The sequence below is a fragment of the Algoriphagus sp. 4150 genome (genome assembly GCF_031457395.1).
Classification (GTDB): domain Bacteria; phylum Bacteroidota; class Bacteroidia; order Cytophagales; family Cyclobacteriaceae; genus Algoriphagus.
Window position 1 is genome coordinate 87,560 of sequence record NZ_JAVDWS010000003.1, and the last position, 24,456, is coordinate 112,015.

At 42.8% G+C, this 24,456-nt stretch carries 19 protein-coding genes; 6 read left to right on the top strand and 13 right to left on the bottom strand.

Annotated elements, in window-relative coordinates; translation table 11 throughout:
• Positions 1-46: 46 nt before the first annotated feature.
• From J2X69_RS06515 to J2X69_RS06525, 3 genes are all read right to left on the bottom strand, one after another.
• Positions 47-1,729, bottom strand: a complete 1,683-nt coding sequence (locus J2X69_RS06515) for a RagB/SusD family nutrient uptake outer membrane protein (protein WP_310100367.1) — start codon at positions 1,727-1,729, stop codon at positions 47-49.
• Positions 1,730-1,758: 29 nt separating this feature from the next.
• Entirely contained in the window at positions 1,759-4,785 is a 3,027-nt protein-coding gene (locus J2X69_RS06520) for a TonB-dependent receptor (protein ID WP_310100369.1), read from the bottom strand.
• Between the two features lie 123 nt (positions 4,786-4,908).
• Positions 4,909-6,201 carry a DUF4861 domain-containing protein gene (locus tag J2X69_RS06525; RefSeq protein ID WP_310100372.1) on the bottom strand — a complete coding sequence of 431 codons (1,293 nt, stop codon included), beginning with the start codon at positions 6,199-6,201 and terminating at the stop codon, positions 4,909-4,911.
• A 276-nt stretch (positions 6,202-6,477) separates the two neighbouring features.
• Between J2X69_RS06525 and kduI the strand changes: the two genes are divergently transcribed.
• The 4 genes from kduI (at position 6,478) to J2X69_RS06545 (ending at position 10,943) form a co-directional block, all read left to right on the top strand.
• On the top strand, positions 6,478-7,317 hold the full coding sequence (gene kduI, locus J2X69_RS06530) for a 5-dehydro-4-deoxy-D-glucuronate isomerase (protein WP_310100376.1): 840 nt from the start codon (positions 6,478-6,480) through the stop codon (positions 7,315-7,317).
• A gap of 329 nt (positions 7,318-7,646) precedes the next feature.
• Positions 7,647-8,432 (top strand): gluconate 5-dehydrogenase, encoded by a 786-nt coding sequence (locus tag J2X69_RS06535; protein WP_310100379.1) that lies wholly within the window; start codon positions 7,647-7,649, stop codon positions 8,430-8,432.
• A gap of 48 nt (positions 8,433-8,480) precedes the next feature.
• Positions 8,481-9,515 (top strand): LacI family DNA-binding transcriptional regulator, encoded by a 1,035-nt coding sequence (locus J2X69_RS06540; RefSeq protein ID WP_310100382.1) that lies wholly within the window; start codon positions 8,481-8,483, stop codon positions 9,513-9,515.
• A gap of 24 nt (positions 9,516-9,539) precedes the next feature.
• Positions 9,540-10,943: a tagaturonate reductase gene (locus J2X69_RS06545; RefSeq protein WP_310100385.1), complete on the top strand. Its 1,404-nt coding sequence runs from the start codon at positions 9,540-9,542 to the stop codon at positions 10,941-10,943.
• Between the two features lie 154 nt (positions 10,944-11,097).
• Here J2X69_RS06545 and J2X69_RS06550 read toward each other — a convergent pair whose 3' ends face one another.
• The 9 genes from J2X69_RS06550 to rpsT all read right to left on the bottom strand — a co-directional run bounded on the left by J2X69_RS06550 (position 11,098) and on the right by rpsT (position 20,110).
• Positions 11,098-12,408 carry an ATP-binding protein gene (locus J2X69_RS06550; protein ID WP_310100389.1) on the bottom strand — a complete coding sequence of 437 codons (1,311 nt, stop codon included), beginning with the start codon at positions 12,406-12,408 and terminating at the stop codon, positions 11,098-11,100.
• A gap of 266 nt (positions 12,409-12,674) precedes the next feature.
• Positions 12,675-13,436 (bottom strand): zinc-dependent peptidase, encoded by a 762-nt coding sequence (locus J2X69_RS06555; protein WP_310100392.1) that lies wholly within the window; start codon positions 13,434-13,436, stop codon positions 12,675-12,677.
• Between the two features lie 166 nt (positions 13,437-13,602).
• Complete coding sequence (gene rny, locus J2X69_RS06560) at positions 13,603-15,168, bottom strand: ribonuclease Y (RefSeq protein ID WP_310100396.1); 1,566 nt, start codon at positions 15,166-15,168, stop codon at positions 13,603-13,605.
• Between the two features lie 67 nt (positions 15,169-15,235).
• Positions 15,236-15,520: a cell division protein ZapA gene (locus J2X69_RS06565; RefSeq protein WP_192348290.1), complete on the bottom strand. Its 285-nt coding sequence runs from the start codon at positions 15,518-15,520 to the stop codon at positions 15,236-15,238.
• A 1-nt stretch (position 15,521) separates the two neighbouring features.
• A complete protein-coding gene (locus tag J2X69_RS06570) occupies positions 15,522-15,806 on the bottom strand; it encodes a hypothetical protein (protein WP_310100402.1) in 285 nt (94 codons plus the stop codon).
• A 2-nt stretch (positions 15,807-15,808) separates the two neighbouring features.
• Positions 15,809-18,220 (bottom strand): phenylalanine--tRNA ligase subunit beta, encoded by a 2,412-nt coding sequence (gene pheT, locus J2X69_RS06575; RefSeq protein WP_310100405.1) that lies wholly within the window; start codon positions 18,218-18,220, stop codon positions 15,809-15,811.
• A 221-nt stretch (positions 18,221-18,441) separates the two neighbouring features.
• A complete protein-coding gene (locus tag J2X69_RS06580) occupies positions 18,442-19,059 on the bottom strand; it encodes a DUF1684 domain-containing protein (protein WP_310100409.1) in 618 nt (205 codons plus the stop codon).
• Between the two features lie 4 nt (positions 19,060-19,063).
• Positions 19,064-19,759, bottom strand: coding sequence for a RadC family protein (radC, locus tag J2X69_RS06585; protein ID WP_310100412.1), 696 nt, complete (start codon positions 19,757-19,759; stop codon positions 19,064-19,066).
• Between the two features lie 96 nt (positions 19,760-19,855).
• Positions 19,856-20,110, bottom strand: a complete 255-nt coding sequence (gene rpsT / locus J2X69_RS06590; RefSeq protein WP_310100415.1) for a 30S ribosomal protein S20 — start codon at positions 20,108-20,110, stop codon at positions 19,856-19,858.
• Positions 20,111-20,323: 213 nt separating this feature from the next.
• Here rpsT and J2X69_RS06595 point away from each other — a divergent pair, with 213 nt between their 5' ends.
• The gene (locus tag J2X69_RS06595; RefSeq protein ID WP_310100418.1) at positions 20,324-21,265 is read left to right on the top strand and encodes a zinc dependent phospholipase C family protein; all 942 of its coding nucleotides are present in this window, start codon (positions 20,324-20,326) and stop codon (positions 21,263-21,265) included.
• Between the two features lie 265 nt (positions 21,266-21,530).
• On the opposite strand, the gene J2X69_RS06600 is transcribed toward J2X69_RS06595, so the two are convergent.
• On the bottom strand, positions 21,531-22,850 hold the full coding sequence (locus J2X69_RS06600) for a pyridoxal phosphate-dependent aminotransferase (RefSeq protein WP_310100421.1): 1,320 nt from the start codon (positions 22,848-22,850) through the stop codon (positions 21,531-21,533).
• A gap of 238 nt (positions 22,851-23,088) precedes the next feature.
• Between J2X69_RS06600 and J2X69_RS06605 the strand changes: the two genes are divergently transcribed.
• On the top strand, positions 23,089-24,303 hold the full coding sequence (locus tag J2X69_RS06605) for a metallophosphoesterase (protein WP_310100424.1): 1,215 nt from the start codon (positions 23,089-23,091) through the stop codon (positions 24,301-24,303).
• Positions 24,304-24,456: the final 153 nt, after the last annotated feature.

The following is a 24,456-nucleotide window of genomic DNA, read 5'->3' on the forward strand; positions in this document are numbered from 1 at the left end:
AGACTGCCTGCAAGGCCAACATAGTACATACTTAAACGAACGACTATTAGAAGTATCCTTCGTTCTGGGTAAACTCATCCTTATTCGTGATTGCGTCCAGCTGCTTTTGGGGTATAGGTCTCAGATTATGAAAAGACTGAATATTTGGCGCAGCATCAGGATTAAATGCTTTCACCCGCTCCACAAGCTTGCCAGTTCGTTTTAAGTCAAACCAACGAATTTGCTCACCGGCGAATTCCCTTGCCTTCTCATCTAGAATCAGATCAATTGTCATATCACCCGCAGATACTTCCATAGCTTGCTCTTGTCCCGGAAGAGCGGCTCTTCTTCTTATGGTATTAAAGTATTCCAATGCCTGAGAGGTATTTCCTTGGTTAAGTTCAGCCTCCGCCACAATCATGTACATTTCTGCCAGCCTTATCACAAATGCATCCCGCTGACCTTGTTGCTGAGCAACAGTAGGGCGGCTAGGTTCCATAAATTTCTTCAAGGAAATATATCGATCTCTAACTCGTGGTGAACCATCAGGATTATATGTTCTGTTTCTATCGATTACGGTGTAGGGAAGTGCATCTTTTTGTTCGTTTGTGAGCGGATATTTGGTGGCAAAAATCGCCGTATCTCCTTCATTAAACACCACTTCCTTAGTATCTCCCGTACTTAGTGGCAAATCATATGTCCCGGGATTATTACTATACCAGGCTGTCTGAAAGGTGACATCGTATCTGCTGTCAATCGATTCATCAAATAAATCCAGCAAAAATGTAGTAGGCATAAATCTGGCAAATGGACGTCCGTTTTCGATATCACGAACCATTCCCGGCAATTGGTCATAGGTCATTAGGTAGAACATATGGCTGTTATTACCTCCGTCTCTCAAAAGTATATCGGTTCCACTGGGAGTCTCAAGCTCCCGGTTAAAGATCAGATCCGAAGTGAAATTCACAATCCAAACTGCCTCTGAATTTCGCACGTTATTGATATTCCATAGCTGTTCATAACTTCCCACAAGAGAAAAATTGTATTCCTCAATCACTCTCTTGGCCAGTCTTGATGCTTCGGCATCATTTCCCCGGGTCAAATGCATTCTGGCCGCAAAGGCCTCGGCTGCAGGTTTTGTCGCCCGGCCGTATTGATCAGGACTCACGGTCAGGTTGTCCATAGCAAACTGAAGATCTTCGAAAATCTGGGTATAGAACTCATCTACAGAACTACGTTGAGCTGTAGTCTGAACTGAAGTCACTTCCTCCAAAGACAAATGAACGCCACCCCATGTCTCCACAATATGCCAAAGGTAAAACGCCCGAAGGAACCTTACTTCCGCCATCCTCAACACTTTATCGCTCTCAGACAAGGGTGAATCCGGAATTCTTCCTACAGCAGCATTGGTAGCATTCAAGGCAGAGTAAAGTCTAGTCCAGTGGAAATCTATTTGCCCATTTTCCCCACTTAGATCAGCATTATAAAGTGCTACCGCGGGATTTTCCATCCCGTTTGCTCTGGTAAAGATATCTGTACCCATATCGGATAGGGTAATGCCATGCTCCTTTCCATACCAAAAACGCATAGGCGTATAGCAGGAGTTTACCAAAGCTTCTATCCCTTGAAGGGTATTGTAATAGCCGTCAGCTGTCAAGCCTGTTTTATTCTCTTCTTCGAGAAAATCCGTACATGAAGACATTCCTAAGGAAAGACTAAATGCCAAGATTATTATGTTTAGTTTTTTCATGGTTTTCAATTTTTTGGGTTTAGAAAAAATCAAAGTTCGATATTGACACCGAACAGCAACTGACGAGTCATAGGAAAGCTTAAATTCCCCCCACGCTCAGGGTCGTATCCACCTAAATTGCTCCAGACAAAATAATTTTTGGCTGTTGCATACACCCGAATTCCGGAAATTGAGAGATGATCGATTAATTGTTGAGGCAGGTTATACCCCAATGTAATATCCCTTATTTTCACAAACGAACCATCAGCATAGCGTAAGGTGGAGAAATACCTTGCATTTCCCGTACTGGTACCGGCATTAGGCCTAGGGTATGCATTAGTAGGGTTCTCTGGAGTCCAGTAGTCTACTCTCGGACCATTTTCACGGGCATCTATCTTATAGGACCCATTCGCCTCACTCACAATCATATTGCCTTGTCGTGCAAATACAAATACACTCAAATCAAACCCTTTGTAAGACACTCTATTGTTGATCCCAAGATTAAATCTCGGAACATTACTTCCCAGGATAGTCCGGTCATCAGGGGTAATTATGCCATCACCATTCTGGTCTTTGACCTTAATTTCCCCCACTTCCTGCTGATTTGCTCTGGCCTGATCTTCTTCTCCCAGCTGCCAAATACCGATTTTCTCATAATCAAAATGGGAAGAGATAGGATAACCCACAAACCAACCGTTTGCCAAGTCACGATCACCTTCTACAAGCTGTAGAATCTCTTCTTTATTATGGGTGAATGTGAAATCTGTACTCCATTTAAAGCCACTCGGCTGATCAAGATTAATGGTACTCAGCAATAATTCTATACCTCTGTTCCTTGTCTTGCCTACATTGTCCCATGCAGTGGTAAAACCTGAAGTAGCCGGAACCGCACGTTCAATTAAGAGATCGGTCGTATTTTGTTCGTAGATGTCAACTGATCCTGTAAGTCTGTTGTTGAAAAACCCGAAATCAATACCGAAATTGAGACTGGCAGTCTCCTCCCAGCCCAGAGATGCAGCTATAAGCGAAGGATAATAGCCAAATGCGGCTACCTCTGACGTCCCTTGATCCCATGCATAGGTACTTTTGCTCAAACCTCCCAATGTCTGATAAGGAGATACCGCAGAATTACCTGAAATCCCGTAACTCAGCCTGAATTTTAACTCGCTTATAGTGGAATTATCTACTAAAAACCCTTCTTCTTTAGCTAGCCAAGATACAGCAGCTGAAGGGAAAAAACCCCACTTATTGCCGGCTGCCAAAACTGATGATCCATCTGCCCTCAGCACACCATTGAAAATGTATTTGTTTTTGAATTTGTAATTCACCCGGGTAAAAAATGAGGCCAGAGATGTTTCTACAAGCGAACTATTGATTCGGATTCCATCTTGGGAAGCCCCTAAATTATGAAACAGCATCGTGGGTGACAGCAAGTCGAGTCCCTCTGCAAAATACTCTTCATTACGGGTAGCCCACATACTTTGTCCCAGCAACACCTGAAAATCATGATCTGTACTGGCTTTGGAGTAAGTAGCAAAATTTTCCCAAGTAACTCTAGAAGCCATATTATTGGTAGCCCTGCCTACAGTGCGTCCATCCGGTCCTACATCGATGGTATTTTCTCCCAAAAATACGCCTCTACGGGAATTTGAATTATCCAAGCCAAGCCTGGAGGTGAAATTGACCGATGTAACCGGTTTCCATTCCAAACTCACATTTCCAAAGAACCTTCTGTTGATTTCATTGTCCATGAAATTACCGGGAATCTGATCATTGAGAGGATTCACAGTGGTGCCATCACCAAGGGGAAGGGTAATTATTTCTCCTGCTCCATCGTAAGCGGGGCCAAGAGGGCTAATTTTATTTGCCCAGTTGAGCGGATCTCTTCTTCTGTCCTGATCCCTGACGGTGTACATGATATTGGTAGACAATTTAAGTTTATCGCTCGCATTGTAATCAACTGCCATTCTCCCACTGTATCGCTTGAGTTCGTCATTTTCAAACAAGCTTTGCTCGTCAAAATACTCCATAGAAAAGTAATAACTCACCTTTTCATCTGCTCCCGCGACACTCACCTGATGATTCTGTTGAGAGCCTGTGCCAATCACCTCGTTTGCCCAGTCAGTATAGATTCCGTTTCTGAAGTTCTCCAACTGCTGAGGCACAAAAATACTTCCATCATCTTCCGGACTGTTCCATTCACCTACGGTCCTTCTTGATTCCCTTCTGAAGTCTACCCATTCAGGCCCTGTCATTATGTAATCATAGTTATCTAAGCTCTGCGTGCTGTAGTAACTATTGATAGAGACTTTTGGCTTCCCTTTAGCACCTCGTTTGGTAGTAATTAGAATTACGCCATTTGCGCCCAACGTACCATAAATAGCGGTAGAAGCCGCATCTTTGAGCACCTCAATAGATGCTATATCATTTGGATTGACATCCAACGTACTTCCATATATAATCCCGTCCACCAACACTAGGGGATTATTTCCGGCGTTTAATGATCTGTTTCCTCTTAGTCTGATATTCAGTCCGGCTCCTGCCTGTCCACTGGCTTTGGTCAAGTCAAGTCCCGGAACTTTCCCCTGCATCACTTCAAGTGCATTCGTCACCGGAATGGCTGTCAAGTCCTTGTCTCTTACTGAAACAACTGAGCCGGTAAGGTCGGATTTTTTGACCGTACCGTAGCCCACCACTACCACTTCGCCTAGGTCTTGCATGTCGTATTTCAACTCGACATTAATCTGACTCAGGTTGTTGACAACTACTTCCTGGGAAACAAAACCAATAAATGAATAGACCAAAGTGACCCCCTCCTCAGGCACTTGAATTTCGTATCGGCCGTCAAGATCTGTGGTAACTCCACGTGTTGTCCCTTTTATCAATACTGATACGCCGGGTAATGGCTCCGAATCTTCATCTGTAGTTACCGTTCCTGAAACTGTCCTATTTTGCGCATGAGCAATCGATTGCATTGCGACTAAAAAAATAAGTCCTATTATTAAACGATAATAATACTCCTTGTGAAGAACTCTCAAAAACGGCTTTGTGGCCGAATTAAATAATTTTTTAATCATGGGTTTACTTTTTGGGTTAATGTATTGTAACTAAGATCCTCTTACCTAAATCTGTTTCCAGAACGCTAATCAATATAAATTGACACCTTTACCGCTCGTCCGTTGCGATAAAACTCCTATAGTTCATTTATGAATTATCAAAGGGGTTGATAGTTTTCTGATTTCATCCCTGAGATACTTCTCAAACTCTTCCTTATTTTGGATACCCTCTTTCTCTTGCTCCCAGGCTGCCAAAAAGTAATAACTCAAATTTTTATTACCGGAATCAAAAACCAAAATATGAGACAATTCATCAGCTGTCACCTGCATCAATTGGGCAGTCGGATATAGTATTGCTATTCCAAGCTTGTCTCCTGCCAAGCTCTGGGGGCCATAGGTAGCTAAATAACTATAAGCAAGCCCGGCATCACTTTTCAATACCTCTGCTTTGCTGTCTTTGATCAGTCCTGTTGCGAAATTTGGAATATCAGCCGTGGAAGTCAGGTCCATTCTGGACAGGCGGGTGCCTGAATGAATAGAGATAGTGGATAAAATATCCGTTTTGCCACTAGGCAAGTCCCACCCTAAATATCTCGTAAACACTGAAGAATAAACAGGTCCATTACTGATGATCTCAGCATATAAGCTATCGGTTACATCCACTCTTCTGGCCTTTCCTTCTTCTAACGTCGCGATACTTCCCAAGCCCAACGTCTTCCCTACCTTCAGGACGTCCATCCCCCAGTCAGCCGGCTCATGATAAGAATCAAATCCATCCTGACCCACATCCTGCAACGCGGGAGTACTTACTTTCTTCCCAAACACATCAATGCCATTTCTCCAATCCAGATAAAAACGATAACCGACTAAATCAGACTCCCACCCGGGGCCTTCGTAGCGGATAAACCAAGAATGGTCGGTATGTTCAGCCGGTACATGGAGCGAATCCACATTTTCAAAATGCCCTCCTATGTATTTCCGGTCTTTAAATTCGCCTCCGAATTTGTGGGAGAGTTCAGCCTGAGTGAGCTTAGGGTAATCCGAAGCAGACAAATCAGCTGAGTTTCTCAGTTCGATGTCGAGCGTTTGATTTGCACCAATTTGGGGTAAGACAAAAACCAGCCCTTGATCATTACCCTTGGTATTCAACTGTGAAGGGATCTCCTCTTCTCCTAAAAAAACCTTGTAATTCGACCCTTTAGGGTCAGGGAATTTACCCTGTAAATCCGCCGTGCTGATTACTACCAATTGGTTAGTCCTATCAATAGCCAGGGGATTTTCGATGGAAAATCGAGCAACTTTCGCCTGATCGTCAGAGTTATTCTTATCTTTTTGCTGTGCACAACTTAATGCAACAATCAATAGAAATCCTGATAATAACGTAGACAGGTGAAGTCTAGACTTTTTGGTTATTCTGGGCTGTATTTTCATTAGCATACTTAGATCCAATGAGTTATATAGTAATAAACTTGATATCTTGATTCCAAAACCAAACTACCAAACGCATTGTTGAGCAATCGATTGCATATTAAAAATAAAATATTTAAGAAAAAATTTTTACCAAGGTTTATTCTTCATTTAAGTGATTTAAGATCAAAAATGATCTCTTTTACGAAATACTAATTCGCAATTCCTTACCAAACGAATATTATCACTTCAATTTGATATTCAAAAATAATACTATATTGCGCAAACGATTACATCAACCCTCTTATGAGTACTACTATTGAAACGCGGTATTCCTCGCACCCTGAGGATTTCAAAAAATACCCCACCAAAGAAATTCGGGAAAAATTTTTGCTCGAAAACATTTTCCTTCCAAATCAAATCACCGGGATATATACCATGGAGGACCGGCTGATTGTAGGCGGAATCCACCCTGCAGACAGACCTGTGCAACTGGAAACTATCGATCAGCTGAAGGCTCCTTACTTTCTGGAACGTCGCGAGATAGGCATCATCAACGTAGGTGAGAAATGCACCATAGAAGTAGATGGAGAATCTATCAGTCTCGATCGCAAAGAAGCGCTCTATATCGGAAAGGGCGTTCAGCAGGTGATATTCCACCCTTCAGCTGAAGGCAAGACTTTACTTTATTTTAATTCCGCTCCTGCACATTGTTCCTATCCCACCCGCAAAATCACACAGAACGATGCTGAAGTAGTCACTCTCGGCTCCCTGGAAAACTCCAATCATCGAACAATTTATAAACTTCTGGTCAACTCGGTAGTAGAGACCTGCCAATTGCAAATGGGAATGACCGAATTGAAACCGGGCTCTGTCTGGAATACTATGCCTGCCCATGTCCATGACCGGCGAATGGAAGCTTACTTCTATTTCGATCTCAAAGAAGAAAATGTAGTTTCACACTTTATGGGAACCCCTGACGAAACCAGGCATATTTGGATGAAAAACCATCAAGCAGTCATCTCACCGGTCTGGTCTATCCACAGTGGTGCAGGAACTTCCAATTACACTTTTATCTGGGGAATGGCCGGAGAGAACATGGACTATGGCGACATGGATATGGTGAAGCCTTCCGAATTGAAATAAATTATCTGATTATCCGCAATGATGCCGGCAGCAATATCCCCTTTAGTTTAATGGCAGTAAGACCCGCCACGGCGAGGCTGTTCGATGTCGGATGATACGCCATAGCGGACTGGGCGAAGTGGTCTTTGAAAAAAATACAATAGTATGAAATCGAGCATGACTCAAAAGTCACACACTGGAATGATTACAATGCATGCGAGATTCCATGTGGCCGTTGAAGAACAAATTATAAACACATGAAATCGAGCATATCTCAAAAATCACACACTGAGATGATTAATAAGCCATGCGAGATTCCATCTGGCCATTAAAAATCAAAATATAAACAGATGAAACCAAACTTTGAATTAAGAGGAAAAATTGCTCTTGTCACAGGAGCGACTCATGGTCTGGGTATGGCTATGGCAAAAGCGCTGGCTCATCAAGGTGCCACATTGGTCATCAATGGTCATACCCCATCCAAAATGGAAGCCGCAATTGAAGAATATGCATCTGAAGAAATCCTAGCCCACCCCTATTTATTCGATGTCAGTGATGTAAAGGCTGTAGATGCTGCTATCACTAAAATCGAAGAGGAAATAGGAGCTATAGATATATTGGTGAATAATGCGGGAATGATCAGGCGTGTACCTGCCTTGGAAATGGATCCTGAAGATTTTCGAAAAGTAATCGACATAGATCTTGTATCGCCCTTCATTGTATCTCAGCGAGTAGCCAAAACCATGGTGAAAAACGGAAAAGGAAAAATCATAAATATCTGCTCCATGATGAGCGAGCTTGGACGCAATACAGTAAGTGCTTATGCTGCAGCAAAAGGCGGTTTGAAAATGCTTACCCGCAATCTGGCTACAGAATGGGCTAAATATAACATTCAAGTCAATGGTATAGGCCCCGGCTATTTTGCTACCGAGCAAACTGCTCCAATCCGGGTGGACGGGCATCCATTCAACGACTTTATCGTCAACCGTACTCCAGCCGGCCGATGGGGCAACCCCGATGATCTGGGAGGCGCGGTTGTCTTTTTGTCCAGTCAAGCCAGTGATTTCGTCAATGGACAGATAATCTATGTGGATGGCGGAATTCTTGCTACTATAGGCAAACCAGCCGGTGAATAATTATCTTAGAACTTCCAAAACCATTTTTCCTTAACACTAAACAAGGCAATGAGAAACGGGAAAGCCACCATTCATGACATCGCTGAAAAGCTTCAAGTAACTGCTTCTACAGTCTCTAGGGCACTGAACAACAATCCCAGGATCTCAGATGCCACTAAGAGAAAAGTACTAAAAGCTGCTAAGGAACTCAATTATCAGCCGAACAATATCGCATCTGCATTGAGAAGCGGGAGAAGCAGACTGATCGGAGTGATTGTACCGACTGCAAACAGAAATTTCTTCTCCTCCGTAATCCGGGGGATAGAAGAAATAGCCAATTCTCTCAACTACAAAGTGGTAATCACCCAGTCTTATGATGACTACGAAAAGGAGATGCAGACTGTAGAAGCCTTGCTTAATGCACAAGTGGATGGAGTAATTGCTTCTGTAGGCAAAACGACCGAAAATGTAGATCACTTCAAAAAAATCCTTAAAAAAGGAATCCCTCTGGTGCTTTTCGACAGGGTAACCAATGAGCTGGATGTAAGTCAGGTTGTGATTGATGATTATTACGGGGCATTTGAGGCAACAGAACATCTGATCAGTGAGGGATGTAGGCGAATAGTACACTTCTCCAGCTCCCAAAACATCAACATTTATAAAGAGCGAAAAAGAGGCTATGAGGATGCTTTGCTGAAGCACGGAATAGCAGTAGATTCTAAGCTGATCCGCTTCAGCAAGATGCAACTGGAAGACGGAAGAGCATCCATGCAAGAGGTGATAGATGAAAAAATCTCCTTTGACGCTGTTTTTTCAGCCTCAGACTACTCCATCATGGGGGCAATGCAGGTTTTGAAAGAAAATGGATATAACCTTCCCCAAGATGTAAAACTGGTGGGTTTTGGAGATGAGCCATTTACATCATTCACAGAACCCACACTTACCACAGTCAATCAAAAAAGCATTCCAATGGGAAAAATCACAGCCGAAACCTTTTTTGAAATCCTTGGTCAAAAGGATCAAGCAAATAACATCCCCAAAAAAACCATTTTAAAACCGGAGCTGATCATCCGCAATTCATCAATCAACAAACAAAATAACTAACGCTCCTAAGCCCCTTTTAACTCAATGCAAGCTCTTTCCCGATCCGCCTTCCCCCCTTCTCAACGCCCCGTAAAAATCCTTCAGTTTGGAAATGGAAATTTCCTTCGCGGATTCACAGACTGGATGATTCAGAAGGCCAACCAAGCCAATGTTTTTGACGGAGATATTCATATCGTCCAAGTACATAGTAAGTCAGGCAGCAACCCCATGAAAGAGCAGGATTGCCTCTTTCATGTAATAGAACAGGGCCCGAAAAAGGGTGAATTGGTACAAGAATACACGCTTATTAATTGCGTATCAGGCATTACCAATGTATTTGAGGAATATGATGAATATCTGAAACTGGGAGAAAATCCAGATTTGCGATTTGTGGTTTCCAATACCACAGAAGCAGGGATTGTCTTTGATCCTACAGATTCTTCCGCAGATCACATTTCCAAAACATTCCCCGGCAAACTCACTGCCCTGCTTTACCATCGCTTCAAAACCTTCAAGGGAGATGACTCCAAGGGACTGATATTCCTTCCCTGTGAACTGATCGAAGGGAATGGTGAGGCACTGAAAGAATGTATCCAGAAATACATTACATTTTGGAAGTTGCCTATGGAATTTTCTGAGTGGATTGACTGGAAAAACATCTTCTGCAATACACTGGTGGATAGAATTGTCCCCGGATTCCCAAAAGATTCTATCGAAGAGGTTCAGGAGAAAATCGGTTACAAAGATGATATGGCCGTCATGGTGGAACCCTATCATTTTTGGGCCATAGAAGGAGCTCACGCGGTAAAAGAGGAGTTCCCATTGGATAAGGCTGGCCTCAATGTGAAATTTGTGGATAACCTTGCTCCTTTTCGCACTCAAAAAGTAAGAATCTTAAACGGAGGACATACGTCAATGGTACCTTATGCGTATCTCAAAGGGCTGAGAACGGTAAAGGAAGCTGTGGAAAACCCTGAAATCAGCTCTTTCCTGAAAGAAGCGATTTACGACGAGATAATTCCTACGCTCCATATGCCACAGGAAGAATTGGAGCAGTTTGCCAGTGATGTCTTGGAGCGGTTTGCCAATCCGTTCATTGTGCATGAGCTTAAGTCGATCGCATTGAATAGCATCTCAAAATTCAAAGTCCGGGTACTGCCTTCTCTCCTAGCCTATTATGAGTTGAAAAAAGAATGGCCTGAGAAACTGATTCGTTCCTTTGCTGCACTTCTGGTATTCTATAAAGGAAATTACAAGGGAATAGAAACTCCTGTCAATGACAATCCCACACTAATGGCTGAATTCAAAGCTGCTTGGGAACTTACTACTACCGAAGCGACTGTGAGCAAACTATTGAGCGAAAGAGCGTATTGGGGAGAGGACTTAGGAGGGTATGAAGGCTTTGTACATGCAGTAACTGATGCTGTGGATAAGTTACTAAAGGCTTAGCTTCTTTGATTTAGTAGGTTAAGCCATTATGTCTGCATAAGCCTTCAACTGATTCCAATTCTCTGCTTCTCCAGAAGTCGGGCTTGGCTTATCCTTTTTATTACTTGGTCAAAAGCTAGGGTTGTTCTTTCGAATGCTTGAGATCAAAATTCGACTAATTCGTTTCCAGCATCCACCTCCAGACAGGCATCATTCGGATAGTCACCCCATCTTGTTCCCAGCTGCCACTTTCCTCCAACGTGAGGATCAAGCCTTCTTTTACATCCGCATATTTACAAGCCTTTAGTAGTCCTTTTACTTCCCGATCATGCGTCCGAAGTTGCTCCATAGACCAACAGACTTGGATGGGCATCGGACGCCCTTCTCCTCTTAGTACCACAAAATCACATTCGTGGGACTGATCTGAATAATAGAAGATTTGGGATAAGTACATCGAACCGTATATACGATAGAGGTGGAGAAAAACACTGTTTTCCAACAAGGTTCCGTTGCCAGATGCACCTATGCCGACCAGGGCTCTTAGGAGTCCATTATCCAACCAGTACAGTTTTTTGTCAGATTTATCAGACTTACCGGTAGAATGATCATAGCGTCCTATCCGTTTGAAAAGGTAAGCATCCTCCGCATAGTTCATCACCTCATACAGACTATTCAGGCCTACGGTATATCCCATTGATTTCAGATGATTGAAAAAGCGCCTGATGGAAACAGGCTGACCTATACTGGTCGCTGCCAGCCGAAACAATGGTCTGAGGTACTGAAAATTGGACAAATGATGATATTCGACGATATCCCGCAGGAGCATCGTGTTGTAATATTCTTGTAAGTAGGCTGTCCGCAAGACTTCATCTTCTAGTCCGATCACTTCGGGGTAGCCTCCCTGTCGGAGGTACTTTTGAAAAAACACCTCAGTGAGGCTTTTTTCGGAACCGTAGAGAACTGGCTGATGGAGCTGAAATCGGCAATATTCCGCAAAAGAAAGTGGTAGAAGTTCCACCGCAATGCTTCTTCCACGGAGTACCGTGTTGACTTCGGTGTGGAGCAGTCTGCTGTTGCTTCCGGTAAAGCATATTTTCTTGGTCAAGGTCTCATTGATACGGTTGAGGAATTTTTCCCAGCCCTGTGCCGCCTGTACTTCATCAAAAAAGAAATAACAATCTTCCAGTTTGACTTCCGGATGGAGTTCTTTCCACCCTTGGAGGATCAAATCCAACTGCTCGGGCTGAAAATAGGCCCGCTCATCTTCAAAATTGAAGTAAACCAACTGATTAGGTTTGACTCCCTTTTTTTCGACTAGTTCCTGCATATAGACCTGCATAGCGGTGGTTTTACCCACTCTTCGTGGACCAACTATGACTTGCATTTTTGCCAGATCGACATACAGCTGCTTATCTCTGGGGAATAGTCCCGAAATGTTTTTCCGTATGGAGTAACCCGCCAATATGTCTTTGACTAGTTCTTTCACTCTGGAAAGATAATGTTTATTTATATCTATAGTGACAATTTTTATAAAATTGTATTTTACATAGTGACAGTTTTATAAAAATTGTCACTTAATATTCCTCTCCTAAAATAAAATCCACGGTTTATTGGCTCTGGATTCTAAGTATTCTACAAATGGAGGACTTTGCCTACTTCATCGGCTTGCAGGAAGAGGTCAGGGGAAGAAGACCTGAGAGGCTATGAAGGACTGATTGCTGGAAGCAGTGATAGGGACTGTGGACGGCTTGCTCATTTCCGGATCCAAACTCGCGGGTCTTGACGCATCAAGCCCGCCAAAGTACCATAAAGAGCAGGATTATAGTCAAAAAATTCCTGAGGCTTTTCAAAGAAAGCTTCCAATGCTATGGCAAAAAACTCATCACCATTTAAGCCGGCACTTGACCTAAATACAGTCAAGTTTCCGGCTTTTATGTTCTCTACCTCTATAGCCGCTAACTTCTGAAATGAATTATATACTCCAGGGTTGAAGAACCGACTTTCTCCATTGTAATGAATTTGATTTTCAAGTTTCAAGGCATGGGCTACTTCATGAATACCGAGATTTACCCCATCATTTACGTTCTCTAGTCCTTCTTGAAAGCAGTTCCAAGACATCACTATAATCCCGTGCTTTGGATTGACTTCACCCCGGTGATACTGTCTGGAAATCGTACTGTAGTACGTATCAGGGTAGATTAGAATCTTACTAAAATGAGGCAGACGAAGATCTTTCCAACCGAAGGTAACCATTACCATAGTTGCTCCGATCAGGATTTTCATTTCGGAAGTAACAATTCTCAGACCTCCTCTTCCCATAAAAGATTTGGTGGTAAGAATGACTGCAAGTTTCTCTCTGAATTCCCTTTTATGCTTTTCTGAAAGTCTGGCATAATACGGGAATTGTTGCTCAAGAATCTGAATCTCCAGCTTTGTCAACCGAATTCTCCCAAACAATATCCGAAGTTCCATGATCAAACTTGCAAGACTGTTCATCCTGTATAAAGGCATCATAAGCTTAAAATAAAAATGGCAGAAACCCGAAGATATCTGCCATTTAACTATTGATCAAGTTATTATTTTATGGATACCCACTTTTCTTCCAGTAAAGCAAAAGCATCATAGTGTTCAAATAACACTAGCTTAAAGGCTACTTCGGTCTCCTGTCTTCCCCCACAATTTACCTAGCGTAATTTACCGCTCTCATTTCTCTGATTACCGTGATTTTGATCTGGCCGGGATACTGCATTTCCTTTTCTATTTTCTGGGAAATATCAAAAGAAAGCTTACCTGCTGTAGCATCGTCTACATTATCCGCATCCACCAAAACCCGGAGTTCACGGCCTGCCTGCATAGCAAAGCATTTGTTCACTCCATCAAAGCTTAAAGCAAGCTCCTCAAGGTCTTTGAGTCGCTTGATATAGCTATCCATCACTTCACGTCTTGCGCCCGGCCTTGCGCCTGAAATAGCATCTGAAGCCTGCACGATCGGGGAGATCATGGAAGTCATCTCTATTTCATCGTGGTGGGCTCCGATGGCATTACAGATTTCCGGATGCTCCTTGTATCGTTTAGCCAGCTCCATCCCCAATACTGCGTGAGGAAGTTCCTGTTCTTCATGCCATACTTTTCCTATATCGTGTAACAAGCCTGCACGCTTGGCCATCTTCGCATTGAGTCCCATCTCAGCAGCCATAGTAGCACAAAGCTTGGCCACTTCTCTGGAGTGCTGAAGAAGGTTTTGACCGTAAGAAGATCTATAACGCATACGTCCTACCATTCTGATCAACTCAGGATGAAGTCCGTGGATTCCAAGATCTATACAGGTTCTTTCTCCTATTTCGACGATTTCCTCTTCGATGTTCTTCTCTGTCTTGGCCACTACTTCTTCTATCCTGGCAGGGTGGATACGTCCATCCTGTACCAGTCTGTGAAGGGATAGTCTAGCCACTTCCCTTCTCACCGGATCAAAACCGGAAATAATGATTGCCTCAGGTGTATCATCCACCACGATCTCCACTCCTGTAGCAGCTTCCAGTGCCCGGATGTTTCTACCCTCTCTACCGATGATTTTGCCTTTGATGTCATCGCTTTCGATGTTGAATACAGACACACAGTTTTCTACAGCATGCTCAGTTGCGGTACGCTGTATCGTATCCAACACGATCTTTTTGGCCTGCTTGGTAGCGGTAAGTTTTGCCTCATCCAAGATGTCCTTGATCTGGGAAGATGCTCTGGACTGGGCTTCCTCAGTAAGCATAGTTACCAATTGCTCACGCGCTTCTTCACGGGTAAGGTTGGCGACTTTTTCCAAGTCAGCAATCCGCTGATTGGTTACCCGATCAAGCTCTTCTTTTTTGACTTTTAGTGAGTGTAGCTGAGCGTTTAAGTTCTCTGACTTGCTATCCAGTTCCGCTTCTTTTCTTTTCACCTGCTCCAGTTCTTTGGAGACTTGCTGTTCTCTTTGCTTAACCTTATTCTCATTGGTGAGGATAATATTCTTCTTATTGGTCATCTCCTCATCAAACTCGGATTTAAGTTTGAGATACTTCTCCTTAGCTTCCAGAATACGATCCTTCTTGATAGCTTCTGCATTGATCTCCGCTTCGCGAAGCATGGATTTCACCCGCTCACGGGTTTCTTCTTCCAGTTTAGAATTTTTATTTTTTATTAATGCGCCGGCAATGGCCGCTCCTGCACCAGTCCCAACTAGGGCCGCGAGGACAATATATAGCATTTCTCCCATAGGTATTTTGGATATAAATCAAACCCGGGGAATCTGAAAAATCTTCTGAATTTTGTGTTTTAAATAATTACAAAGCCTTAGACAGCAAAGCATTGATGTGAGAAATACTGGATTTTATATGCTCGGAATCTTCCGTATTCACCTGATTGGTTTCCAATGATTCCACCATGCAATCAAAGGCTACCATAGCCAGCAAATCCTGATTATCGTCCAGTCCGTACTCCTCTTTATACTTTTTTAATTTCTCATTAATCAACTTGCCTGCATGCCGGATCTTGGATTCATCCTCGATCTTCACGCGCATGGGATATTCTCTATCCCCTATTTTTAACCGGATGGCAAGTGTCTCCATATCACTCAGATAAGTAGGTGATTAAATGATCGATTTCTTGTATATAATTATTGATTAGGTCACTCATTTCAGTTGACTGTTCCGGATTCACCGGTTGGTTGTCCACAATGTTACTAATTTTAATTTTATTTTTAAAATGTTCGATTTCCTGCTCCTTTTTATCCAAAGCATTACTTACTTCAAATATTTTTTGCTTCAATTGCCGGTTTTCCTCACTTATCTCAAGCAATTTACTACTAGCCTGCTGGGCTAGTTTCTCTAATTTTTGCAGTTCCTCTTGAATCATTTCTATGTTCTTATCAAAGCACCCACCTCTTTCTCAAAGGCTTGAATCAATTTACTCATAGTTTTGTCAATTACCTTATCAGTCAATGTATTTTCCTGATCCTGTAGATGAAAACTTAATGCATAGGCCTTTTTGCCTCCATCAATTTTATCTCCTTGGTACACATCAAAAACTCCAATTCTTTTTAATAATTTCCCTCCAAACTTCACGGCAACGGATTTTACCTGATCATAACTCACGTTTTTGTCTATCACCAGGGAGAGATCTCTGCGGACTTCAGGGAATTTTGAAATTTCCTCAAACTTTTTCAAACCTGAAGCTTTTTTGCAAAGCAAATCCCAATTCAACTCCGCATACCATACTTCTTGCCTTACCTCTGTTTGCTTCAAAACCTTATCGTCAAGCAAACCGATCGTCGCCAGTTCCTTTTGCCCCAGCATGATCTTCAAGCCATAGGCATAAGGTGCAGTCTCCACCATAGTAAGATCTCCCGGCTGCACATTCAGCTTTTCCAGAATCCCCTCCACTGTAGCGTACAAATCCGTAAATGCGAACCCTTTGGTTGGTTCCACCCAGCTTTCGGCAGTCTTCTTACCCGTAAGGAAAAGTGAAAGCCTCTTGCTTTCCGCATATCCTTCTTCGGACTTATGATAAACGGTACCAAACTCGAAGTATTTCAAATCAGTCTGACGTCTGTTGATATTCCTAGCCAGCACTTCCAGACCCGAGTAAAGCAAACTCTGACGCATCACATCCAGATCTTCACTAAGCTTATTATAGATGACTACGCTGTCCTTTGGATCCAGAAAACCGGATTTCTCCGCATAGGTGGACTTCGTCAAACTATTCGTAATCATCTCGTAATATCCCTGACCGGTCAAAATCTCCGTCAAGCGATACTGTAGCTTATTCAGGTCTTTTGCAGGATGCTCTGCAAGGTAATCCGTTCTGAGATTCTCGGAAAGGGCCACATTGTGAAAGCCATAGATTCTCAAAATCTCCTCAATAATATCCGCTTCACGGGTCACATCTACACGGTACGGCTTGGCAATCGCGGTAAAACCTTCTGCAGTTTCATTTTCAACTTTGATTTCCAAACTTTCCAAAATCGATCTCACCTGTGAGGGCTCAATTTTCTTTCCTATCAGTCGGTTGATGTGACCGTAATTCACCTCGATCACAAAATCTTCAACCGGTTCAGGATATATATCCGTCAACTCAGAACATACTTTGCCTCCGGCGATTTCCTGCAAAAGCTTAACCGCCATTTTTAACGCATAAACAGGCATATTTGGATCAGTTCCTCTTTCGAAACGGAAAGAAGCATCTGTCTTCAACCCATGAAACTGGCTTCCTTTTCTGACTATGTCCGGAGAAAAATAAGCAGACTCCAAGAATATTGACGTAGTTCCCTCAGAAACCCCAGAATCTACTCCTCCAAAAACGCCGGCGATGCAAAGCCCGCCTTTTGCGTCTTTGATCATCAACTCTTCACCTGAAAGCTTACGCTCTTTCCCATCCAACGTCACAAACTTGGCATCCTTCGGAAGTTTGCCTACAATGATTTTTCCTTCGGAAATTTTCGCCGCGTCAAACGCATGAAGAGGCTGACCCAGATCATGCAAAATGAAATTGGTGATGTCCACCACGTTGTTGATAGGCTCCAAGTCAAGCGCTTTCAAGAAATTCTGAAGCCAAGCGGGAGAAGGTCCAATCTTCAAATCAGTAATCACCACACCGGCATAGCGGGGACAATCGGCAGTATTTTCCACCTCCACCTGAATAGCAGGACCGGAAGCTTCCACGACAAATACAGGAGCTGGATCAATCTCCAATTCTCTGCCCAAAAGTGCCTTCAAATCACGTGCAACTCCTAAATGAGAAGCAGCATCGGCTCTGTTTGGAGTCAAGCCAATTTCCAAAACTTGGTCTTGACCTATTTCGATAAACTCAGATGCGGGAGTACCATTTGGCAAATCCGTATCCAAAACCATAATTCCTGCATGACTGGAACCAAGTCCAAGTTCATCTTCGGCGCAGATCATTCCCTCCGAAACTTCCCCTCTGATCTTTGTTTTTTTGATCTGAAAGGGATCACCTTCAGACGGGTAAAGTGTCGCCCCTATAGTTGCGACCAACACCTTTTGACCTTTGGCTACATTGGGAGCTCCACAAACTATTGAAGAAACTCCCGATCCTATATCTACCGTGGTGATGCTCAGTTTATCGGCATCAGGATGTTTTTCGCAGGTAAGTACTTCTCCGATCACGATACCTTCAAGGCCTCCTCTGACTGAGACGAATTCTTCTATGCCCTCCACTTCCAATCCGGACTGGGTCAGCAAGGCACCGATTTCCTCAACCGATTCGGTATGGGGTATATATTTTTTTAATCGATTTATTGAGATTTTCATGTGTTATTATTCATAAAGCAAATCAAAATAGATCTGCGAGATAAACAAAAGAGACTGTCTCATAATCAGTTTTTCTTGTCAGGCTGAGCGAAGTCGAAGCCTTTTAGAGGTTAACTAAACCCATTTCGACTTCGCTCAATGTGACATTTATGAGCTTTGAGACAGCCTCATTTTATTCAGTAGTAAGCACAAATTTAAGAGATTTGAGCTAGGCGAAAAGGCTATTTTCCGTAATTTTTCTCGCCCACGGGAATTGGAATCTCCAGCAAGTTTTCTTTGGGTGGAAGTGGACAGGCGTAATCGGGATTATAAGCGCAGTAAGGATTATAAGCCCTATTAAAATCCAGGGTAATACTGTTTTTGCCATCCTGACGGGCATTGATATATCTGCCACCCCCATAAGTCTCCTCAGCACTGGTTTTGTCTGCAAATGCCAAAAAGAAATTTCGCTTATCGGGTTCATTGACTGCCTGCAATAGCAAAAGCTTTTCAGCCTTACCGCTCAGCTCAAATTCTGCCCAAGAGTGCTCAATGTATTTTTCCTTGCTTCCATCCGTCAGCGGAACTTCCCTTACTTTCCTTTCTTCGATAGGCAAGAGTCTCGCCTTGACTTTGTAGGCAGGATCGATCGGGTAAAAATTCAATTTGGTAAAAGACAGTTTTTGCTCTTCCGTCAGAGGGGAATCAAATTCAAAACGGATGAATTTAAACTGCTTTTCGCGCTCCTTCTCTATCCTTTCAATGTAATCTTCGGGACTTTCAGCACCTGTAAGCGTATAAACAACCGCAGCTAAAACCACCACAGAGATAATCAGAAGTATAATCGTGTTATTTTTCATAGAATCAGAGTATGCCGTCATCGGCGAAGCTAAAGTAGCCAACATCTGTAAAAATCACATGATCCAGCACGGGTAAATCCAATTCCCTGCCTATTTTGACCAATCGCTGAGTAAGCCGCTTGTCTTGGTCCGAAGGCCCCAGGTTGCCACTTGGATGATTATGGACGAGGATGATTGACTGAGCCAGATGCTCAAGAGCAAGCTTGAAAACTATCTTGATATCTACGATAGTCCCGGCGGTACCTCCCTGAGAAATCAACTGTTTTTTAATGACCTGATTTCCCCGATTCAGCAGGATCAGATAAAAATGTTCTATCTGCTCGTCCAGCAAGTCCGGTCTCATCAGCTCATAAATATCCAGAGACGAGGTGATCCTTGGTTTCGTGACAGGCTCAGAATCCTTCCTTCTTCTTCCCAGTTCCATGGCGGCAATGATGGAGATAGCCTTGGCTTCCCCTATCCCCTTGAATTTTTTCAGATCCTGAATGGAGAGTTTTGCGAGGGCTCTCAGGTCATAATTTACGTCGGCAAGAATATGCTTGGAAAGATCCACCGCACTCACTGAGGGAGTACCGGATCCGATCAAAATCGCAATCAACTCTGCATCAGTCAGGGCTGATTTACCTTTGAGGAGAAGTTTTTCGCGTGGACGGTCTTCTTCTGCGAGCTGGGAAATTTTGATAGAAGAGTAAGTATCCATAATGTCCAACAAAAAAGTGAGCTATGAATTTAATTACTTCAGGGCATAAAAAAAACCCTGGCAAGCAGGGTTTTAGAGAAATAAAATCTTGGAAGATTAACCTAGTGCGGAAACGAACTTAGCCAATCTTGATTTTTTGTTACTTGCGTTGTTCTTGTGAATCACATTCTTCTTAGCCAACTTATCCAACATAGAAGATACTTTTTTGTAAAGCTCAGAAGCCTCTACTTTATCAGTACTTGCTTTCAATCTTTTGATGAAAGTTCTAGTTGTTTTAGCCTGATATCTGTTTCTCAAACGCTTAGCTTCGTTTGCACGAATTCTCTTCAGAGCTGATTTGTGATTTGCCATATCTTGATATTAATTGAATTTCTTTACGTGTCCCTATTCCGAATCGGAGTGCAAAGTTATTGTAATTTATTAATACTGCCAAAGGAATTTTAAACATTCCTATAGTACTCAGTCTTCTTTCAATTCAATAATTTGGCCTCACCCCCCTTTATTTGTGCAAATATACCTTTTATCCAAGCATTTACCTGACAAAGATTTTGATTATTTTTAAGTATGAAGATTTTTCTAATCTATATATTTTGGCCTTTTTTTGGTCCCGAGACCACTGATGCTTGGGGTTTCTATGCCCATGCTTTGATAAATCGCCTCGCTGTCTTTTCACTTCCCGAGGAAATGATTGGATTTTATAAACCTCAAATTCAATACATTACTGAAAACGCAGTTAACCCTGACCGAAGAAGATATGCCGTCAAGGGCGAAGCCGAAAAGCACTTCATAGACTTAGATTATTATGGGGACTCAGCATTGCTAATTTTACCAAAATACTGGAATGAAGCAGTGGAAAAATTTTCTGAAGATAGTTTAAGAGCAAATGGAATCGGGCCTTGGGCGGCTTATTCCACTTTTCTCAACCTTACAAAAGCCTTCGAATCAAAAAACTCGGCAGCTATTTTGAGACTCTCTGCTGACTTGGGTCATTATATAGCCGACCTAAATGTTCCCCTACACACCACGGTAAATTACAATGGTCAGCTGACCGATCAAATCGGTATTCACGGTTTCTGGGAAAGCCGTGTTCCGGAGCTCCAGGCAAAGGACTATCCGCTATGGGTAGGTCAGGCTGAGTATGTGGAGAGGCCTCAACTGGCAATCTGGGATGCTGTAGCGGCAGCGCATGCACAGGTGGATAGTGTTTTGTCTATAGAAAAGGAATTGACGAAAAACTTCTCTCCTGATCAAAAATACAGCTACGAAGAGCGAAACAACCTGACGGTACGCGTGTATTCCCGGGAATTTACGGAGGCTTATGCCCTTGCACTAGACGGGCAAATAGAACGGCAAATGAAGAAATCCATCAAAATGATTGCAGATTTTTGGTTTACCGCCTGGGTTAATGCCGGTCAGCCTGATCTGTCAGTTTTTCCTAAAAAACCTTTAGAAGAAGAAATCATCATCCCGGATGCAAAGATTAAGGTGAGGGGACATGATAATTAGTGGGCAGTTTTCAGTCGCAGTGGGCAGGATTCAGTCGCAGAACAATTTGGTTCAAGTCTCATGACTTGGACCCATTATAATGAAGTCTTTAGACTGCTATGGTTCCATAAAATTTATGATCACAGAAAGACAGTCTGAAGACTGCAATACTTTGGGTCCAAGCCTGCCTGCTGCAGGCAGGTCTGAAGACCTTGAACCAGATGCCTAAGATAGTTGGCACAAGTCTGAAGACTTGCGCCAATTACCTGAAAACTGCGACTGAACACTAAGCATCAACTTCCACCGATTCCAAATATATAGAAATCGCCCTTCCCAGCCTTCTAAACGTATTCTTAAACACTTCTTCATTTTCCTCCAAAAGTGTCACACGGAATCCCCTCAGATCTGAACAGAAGGAAGAAATAGGCACCACGCAAATCTGCTCGGCAGCCAATAAATTATAGACAAAGCGCTTGTCTAAAGGCATGTCCTTTTCCTCCAACCATGAATCCAACAACCCTTTCAGTTTCTCATCTTCTATAGGAAGAAACTGATCCTGCTTCAATACGCCTTCTTCAAATACTATGGTATTATAAAAAGCTCCTTGTGTGGGATTAAACTTGATTCCCGGAATATCACCCAAAATCTCCCGCATCCAGTCGCTTCGTTTTCCGATCTGAGCATTTGCTTCTTCTCTATACTTAAAGTAAGCTGGGTGCTTCATGATTCTAGGTATAGCCAGCTGAGGCAAAATAGTAGAGCAAACCTCGATCATTTTTGCATTTTCCAGCGTCTGGCAAAGCTTCGAAAACTCTTTGGAAGATTCCCTGTTGTAAAATTCCATCCAGCCGCATCGCGATCCCGGCCAAGGAAACTCCTTGGAAATCCCCTTCAGGGAAATCGCAGGTCTATCGCCGATTACATCTGCCAATGGAACTGCAGTTATTCCGTTATACGTGATATTTTGATAGATCTCATCGGTGATGAGTAGTAGATTAAACTCTTCCGCAATTTTAACAAAAGCCTCCAACACCTCTTTTGGGTACACCATTCCTGTAGGATTATCAGGATTGATAATCAAGATGCCGACTATGGACGGATTGTACCGGACTTTCAAATACAAGTCCTCCATATCCGGCAGCCATTGATTGTCCGGATCAAGCTTGTAAGTGATCGGCGCAGAATTCGCATGGGCTGCTTCGGCGGAACTATGCGTGCTATAGGCAGGAGAAGGACCGATAATCCTAGCCGTAGGAATCAAAAACTGGTATAGTTTGGCGATGGCATCACCAAGTCCATTAAAGAATAAAATGTCTTCTGCTGTGATCTGTGCCCCACCTCTTTTATTGGTAAGCTCAGCAAGAAACTTACGCGTTTCCAGCACGCCTTTAGAATCCGCATATCCGTAAGTCTTATCTTCTTTCAGCAGATCGGCGATGATCTCCTTCATCCAGTCTGGCACATGGTTGCTCTTTTGGATAGGATCGCCGATGTTCTCCCAAGTCATCGTATAGCCCAATGCTTCTACCTGACGTGCTTTCTTGACGATTCCACGAATTTCATACGATAATTCTTCCGCTCCGGGCCTGAGGAGTAACTGTCTCATAGGTTTGTTAGGTGACTTCCAACTATTTCAGGCACAAAGAAACAAAAAAGAGAAATGAAAGTATCTCATTGCATCGAAATACTAAATTTTTCTATCTAGGATAAAAGATCACCAAATTTAATTTGCCTTTACTTTGTTACAAGATTTGTTGAAAAATGCCCTGACTTTGTACCAAAAATCCAATAAAAATACCCTTACTTTCCCCTTATATTCCCTCCTTTAAAAAAATATTTCGCTATTGATACGCATTCTTCTACTCATAATCTTCGTATTTCTTATCGATTGGTATTCTTATCAGGCTTTTAAAACCGTATTTCCCGAGCAAAACTGGATTAAGATCGGATTTTGGATCTTTTCTTTTTTCGTTTATCTCTTTGTAACCTATGGATTTCTGACCTTCAGCAGGGGTAATCTCGGCCTGAACTTCGGAAGAATGATCTCCCTATTGGTTTTGTCATTGATCCCAAAACTCATCGTTCTGGGCTTTATGTTTGGAGAAGATATCTTACGTTTTCTTACAGGAATATTTTATTCTGTTGCCGGCAATCAGGAAGGCGATTTTCTTCCGGATCGCAGAAAATTTGTCAGCCAAGCCGCCTTAGCACTATCCGCAGTTCCATTTCTGGGAATCCTGCACGGGGTTCTGGTAGGCAAATACCGCTATCGTGTAGTCAATCATACGCTGGAGTTTGATGATCTCCCGCAGGAATTTGATGGTTTTACCATCACGCAGATTTCAGACATTCATTCCGGAAGTTTTGACAATAAAAAGAAACTGGAATACGGCATTGACCTGATCAATCAGCAAAAATCCGACGTCATCCTATTTACAGGTGATTTGGTCAACAACCATGCGAAAGAAATGGAGCCTTGGATAGATACTTTCAAAAAGCTGAAAGCTCCCATGGGAAAGTATTCCATTTTAGGAAACCATGACTATGGGGATTATATATCTTGGCCTAGTAAGGAGGCAAAAGAAGCGAATCTGCAGCGTCTATATGAAATACAGGAAGAATTAGGATTTACCCTCCTACGCAACGAACATGTAAAAATCATAAAATCCGGAGCTAGCATAGACCTGATTGGCGTGGAGAATTGGGGAAAGGGATTTGGGCAATATGGAGATCTGAAGAAAGCTGCTGTAAACCTCAGCGATCAAAGCTTTAAAATATTGATGAGCCACGATCCTTCTCACTTTGACGAAGAGGTGAAAAAATTCTCCCAACTCATCCACCTGACCCTGAGTGGCCATACCCATGGAATGCAGTTTGGAATAGAGATTCCGGGCTTTATCAAATGGAGCCCTGCCTCCCTTCGCTATCCGAAATGGGCGGGATTGTACGAAGAACTAGGCCGCTACTTACATGTAAACCGTGGATTTGGATTTTTGGCCTTTCCAGGCAGGGTTGGGATTTGGCCTGAGATTACTGTGTTGACGCTGAAGAAGAAGTAATAGTGTTGGCTGGAGGGTGTTTTTGAGAAATTAGTTTATATTAAAAAAATACTTGTCATAGGCTAACAAAAGCCAATTCCAAATTGGTAAAGATATGAGGGTGGAATTACAAATCCCACCCAGTCCAACTTGACATTTGACTTCACCCAGAGG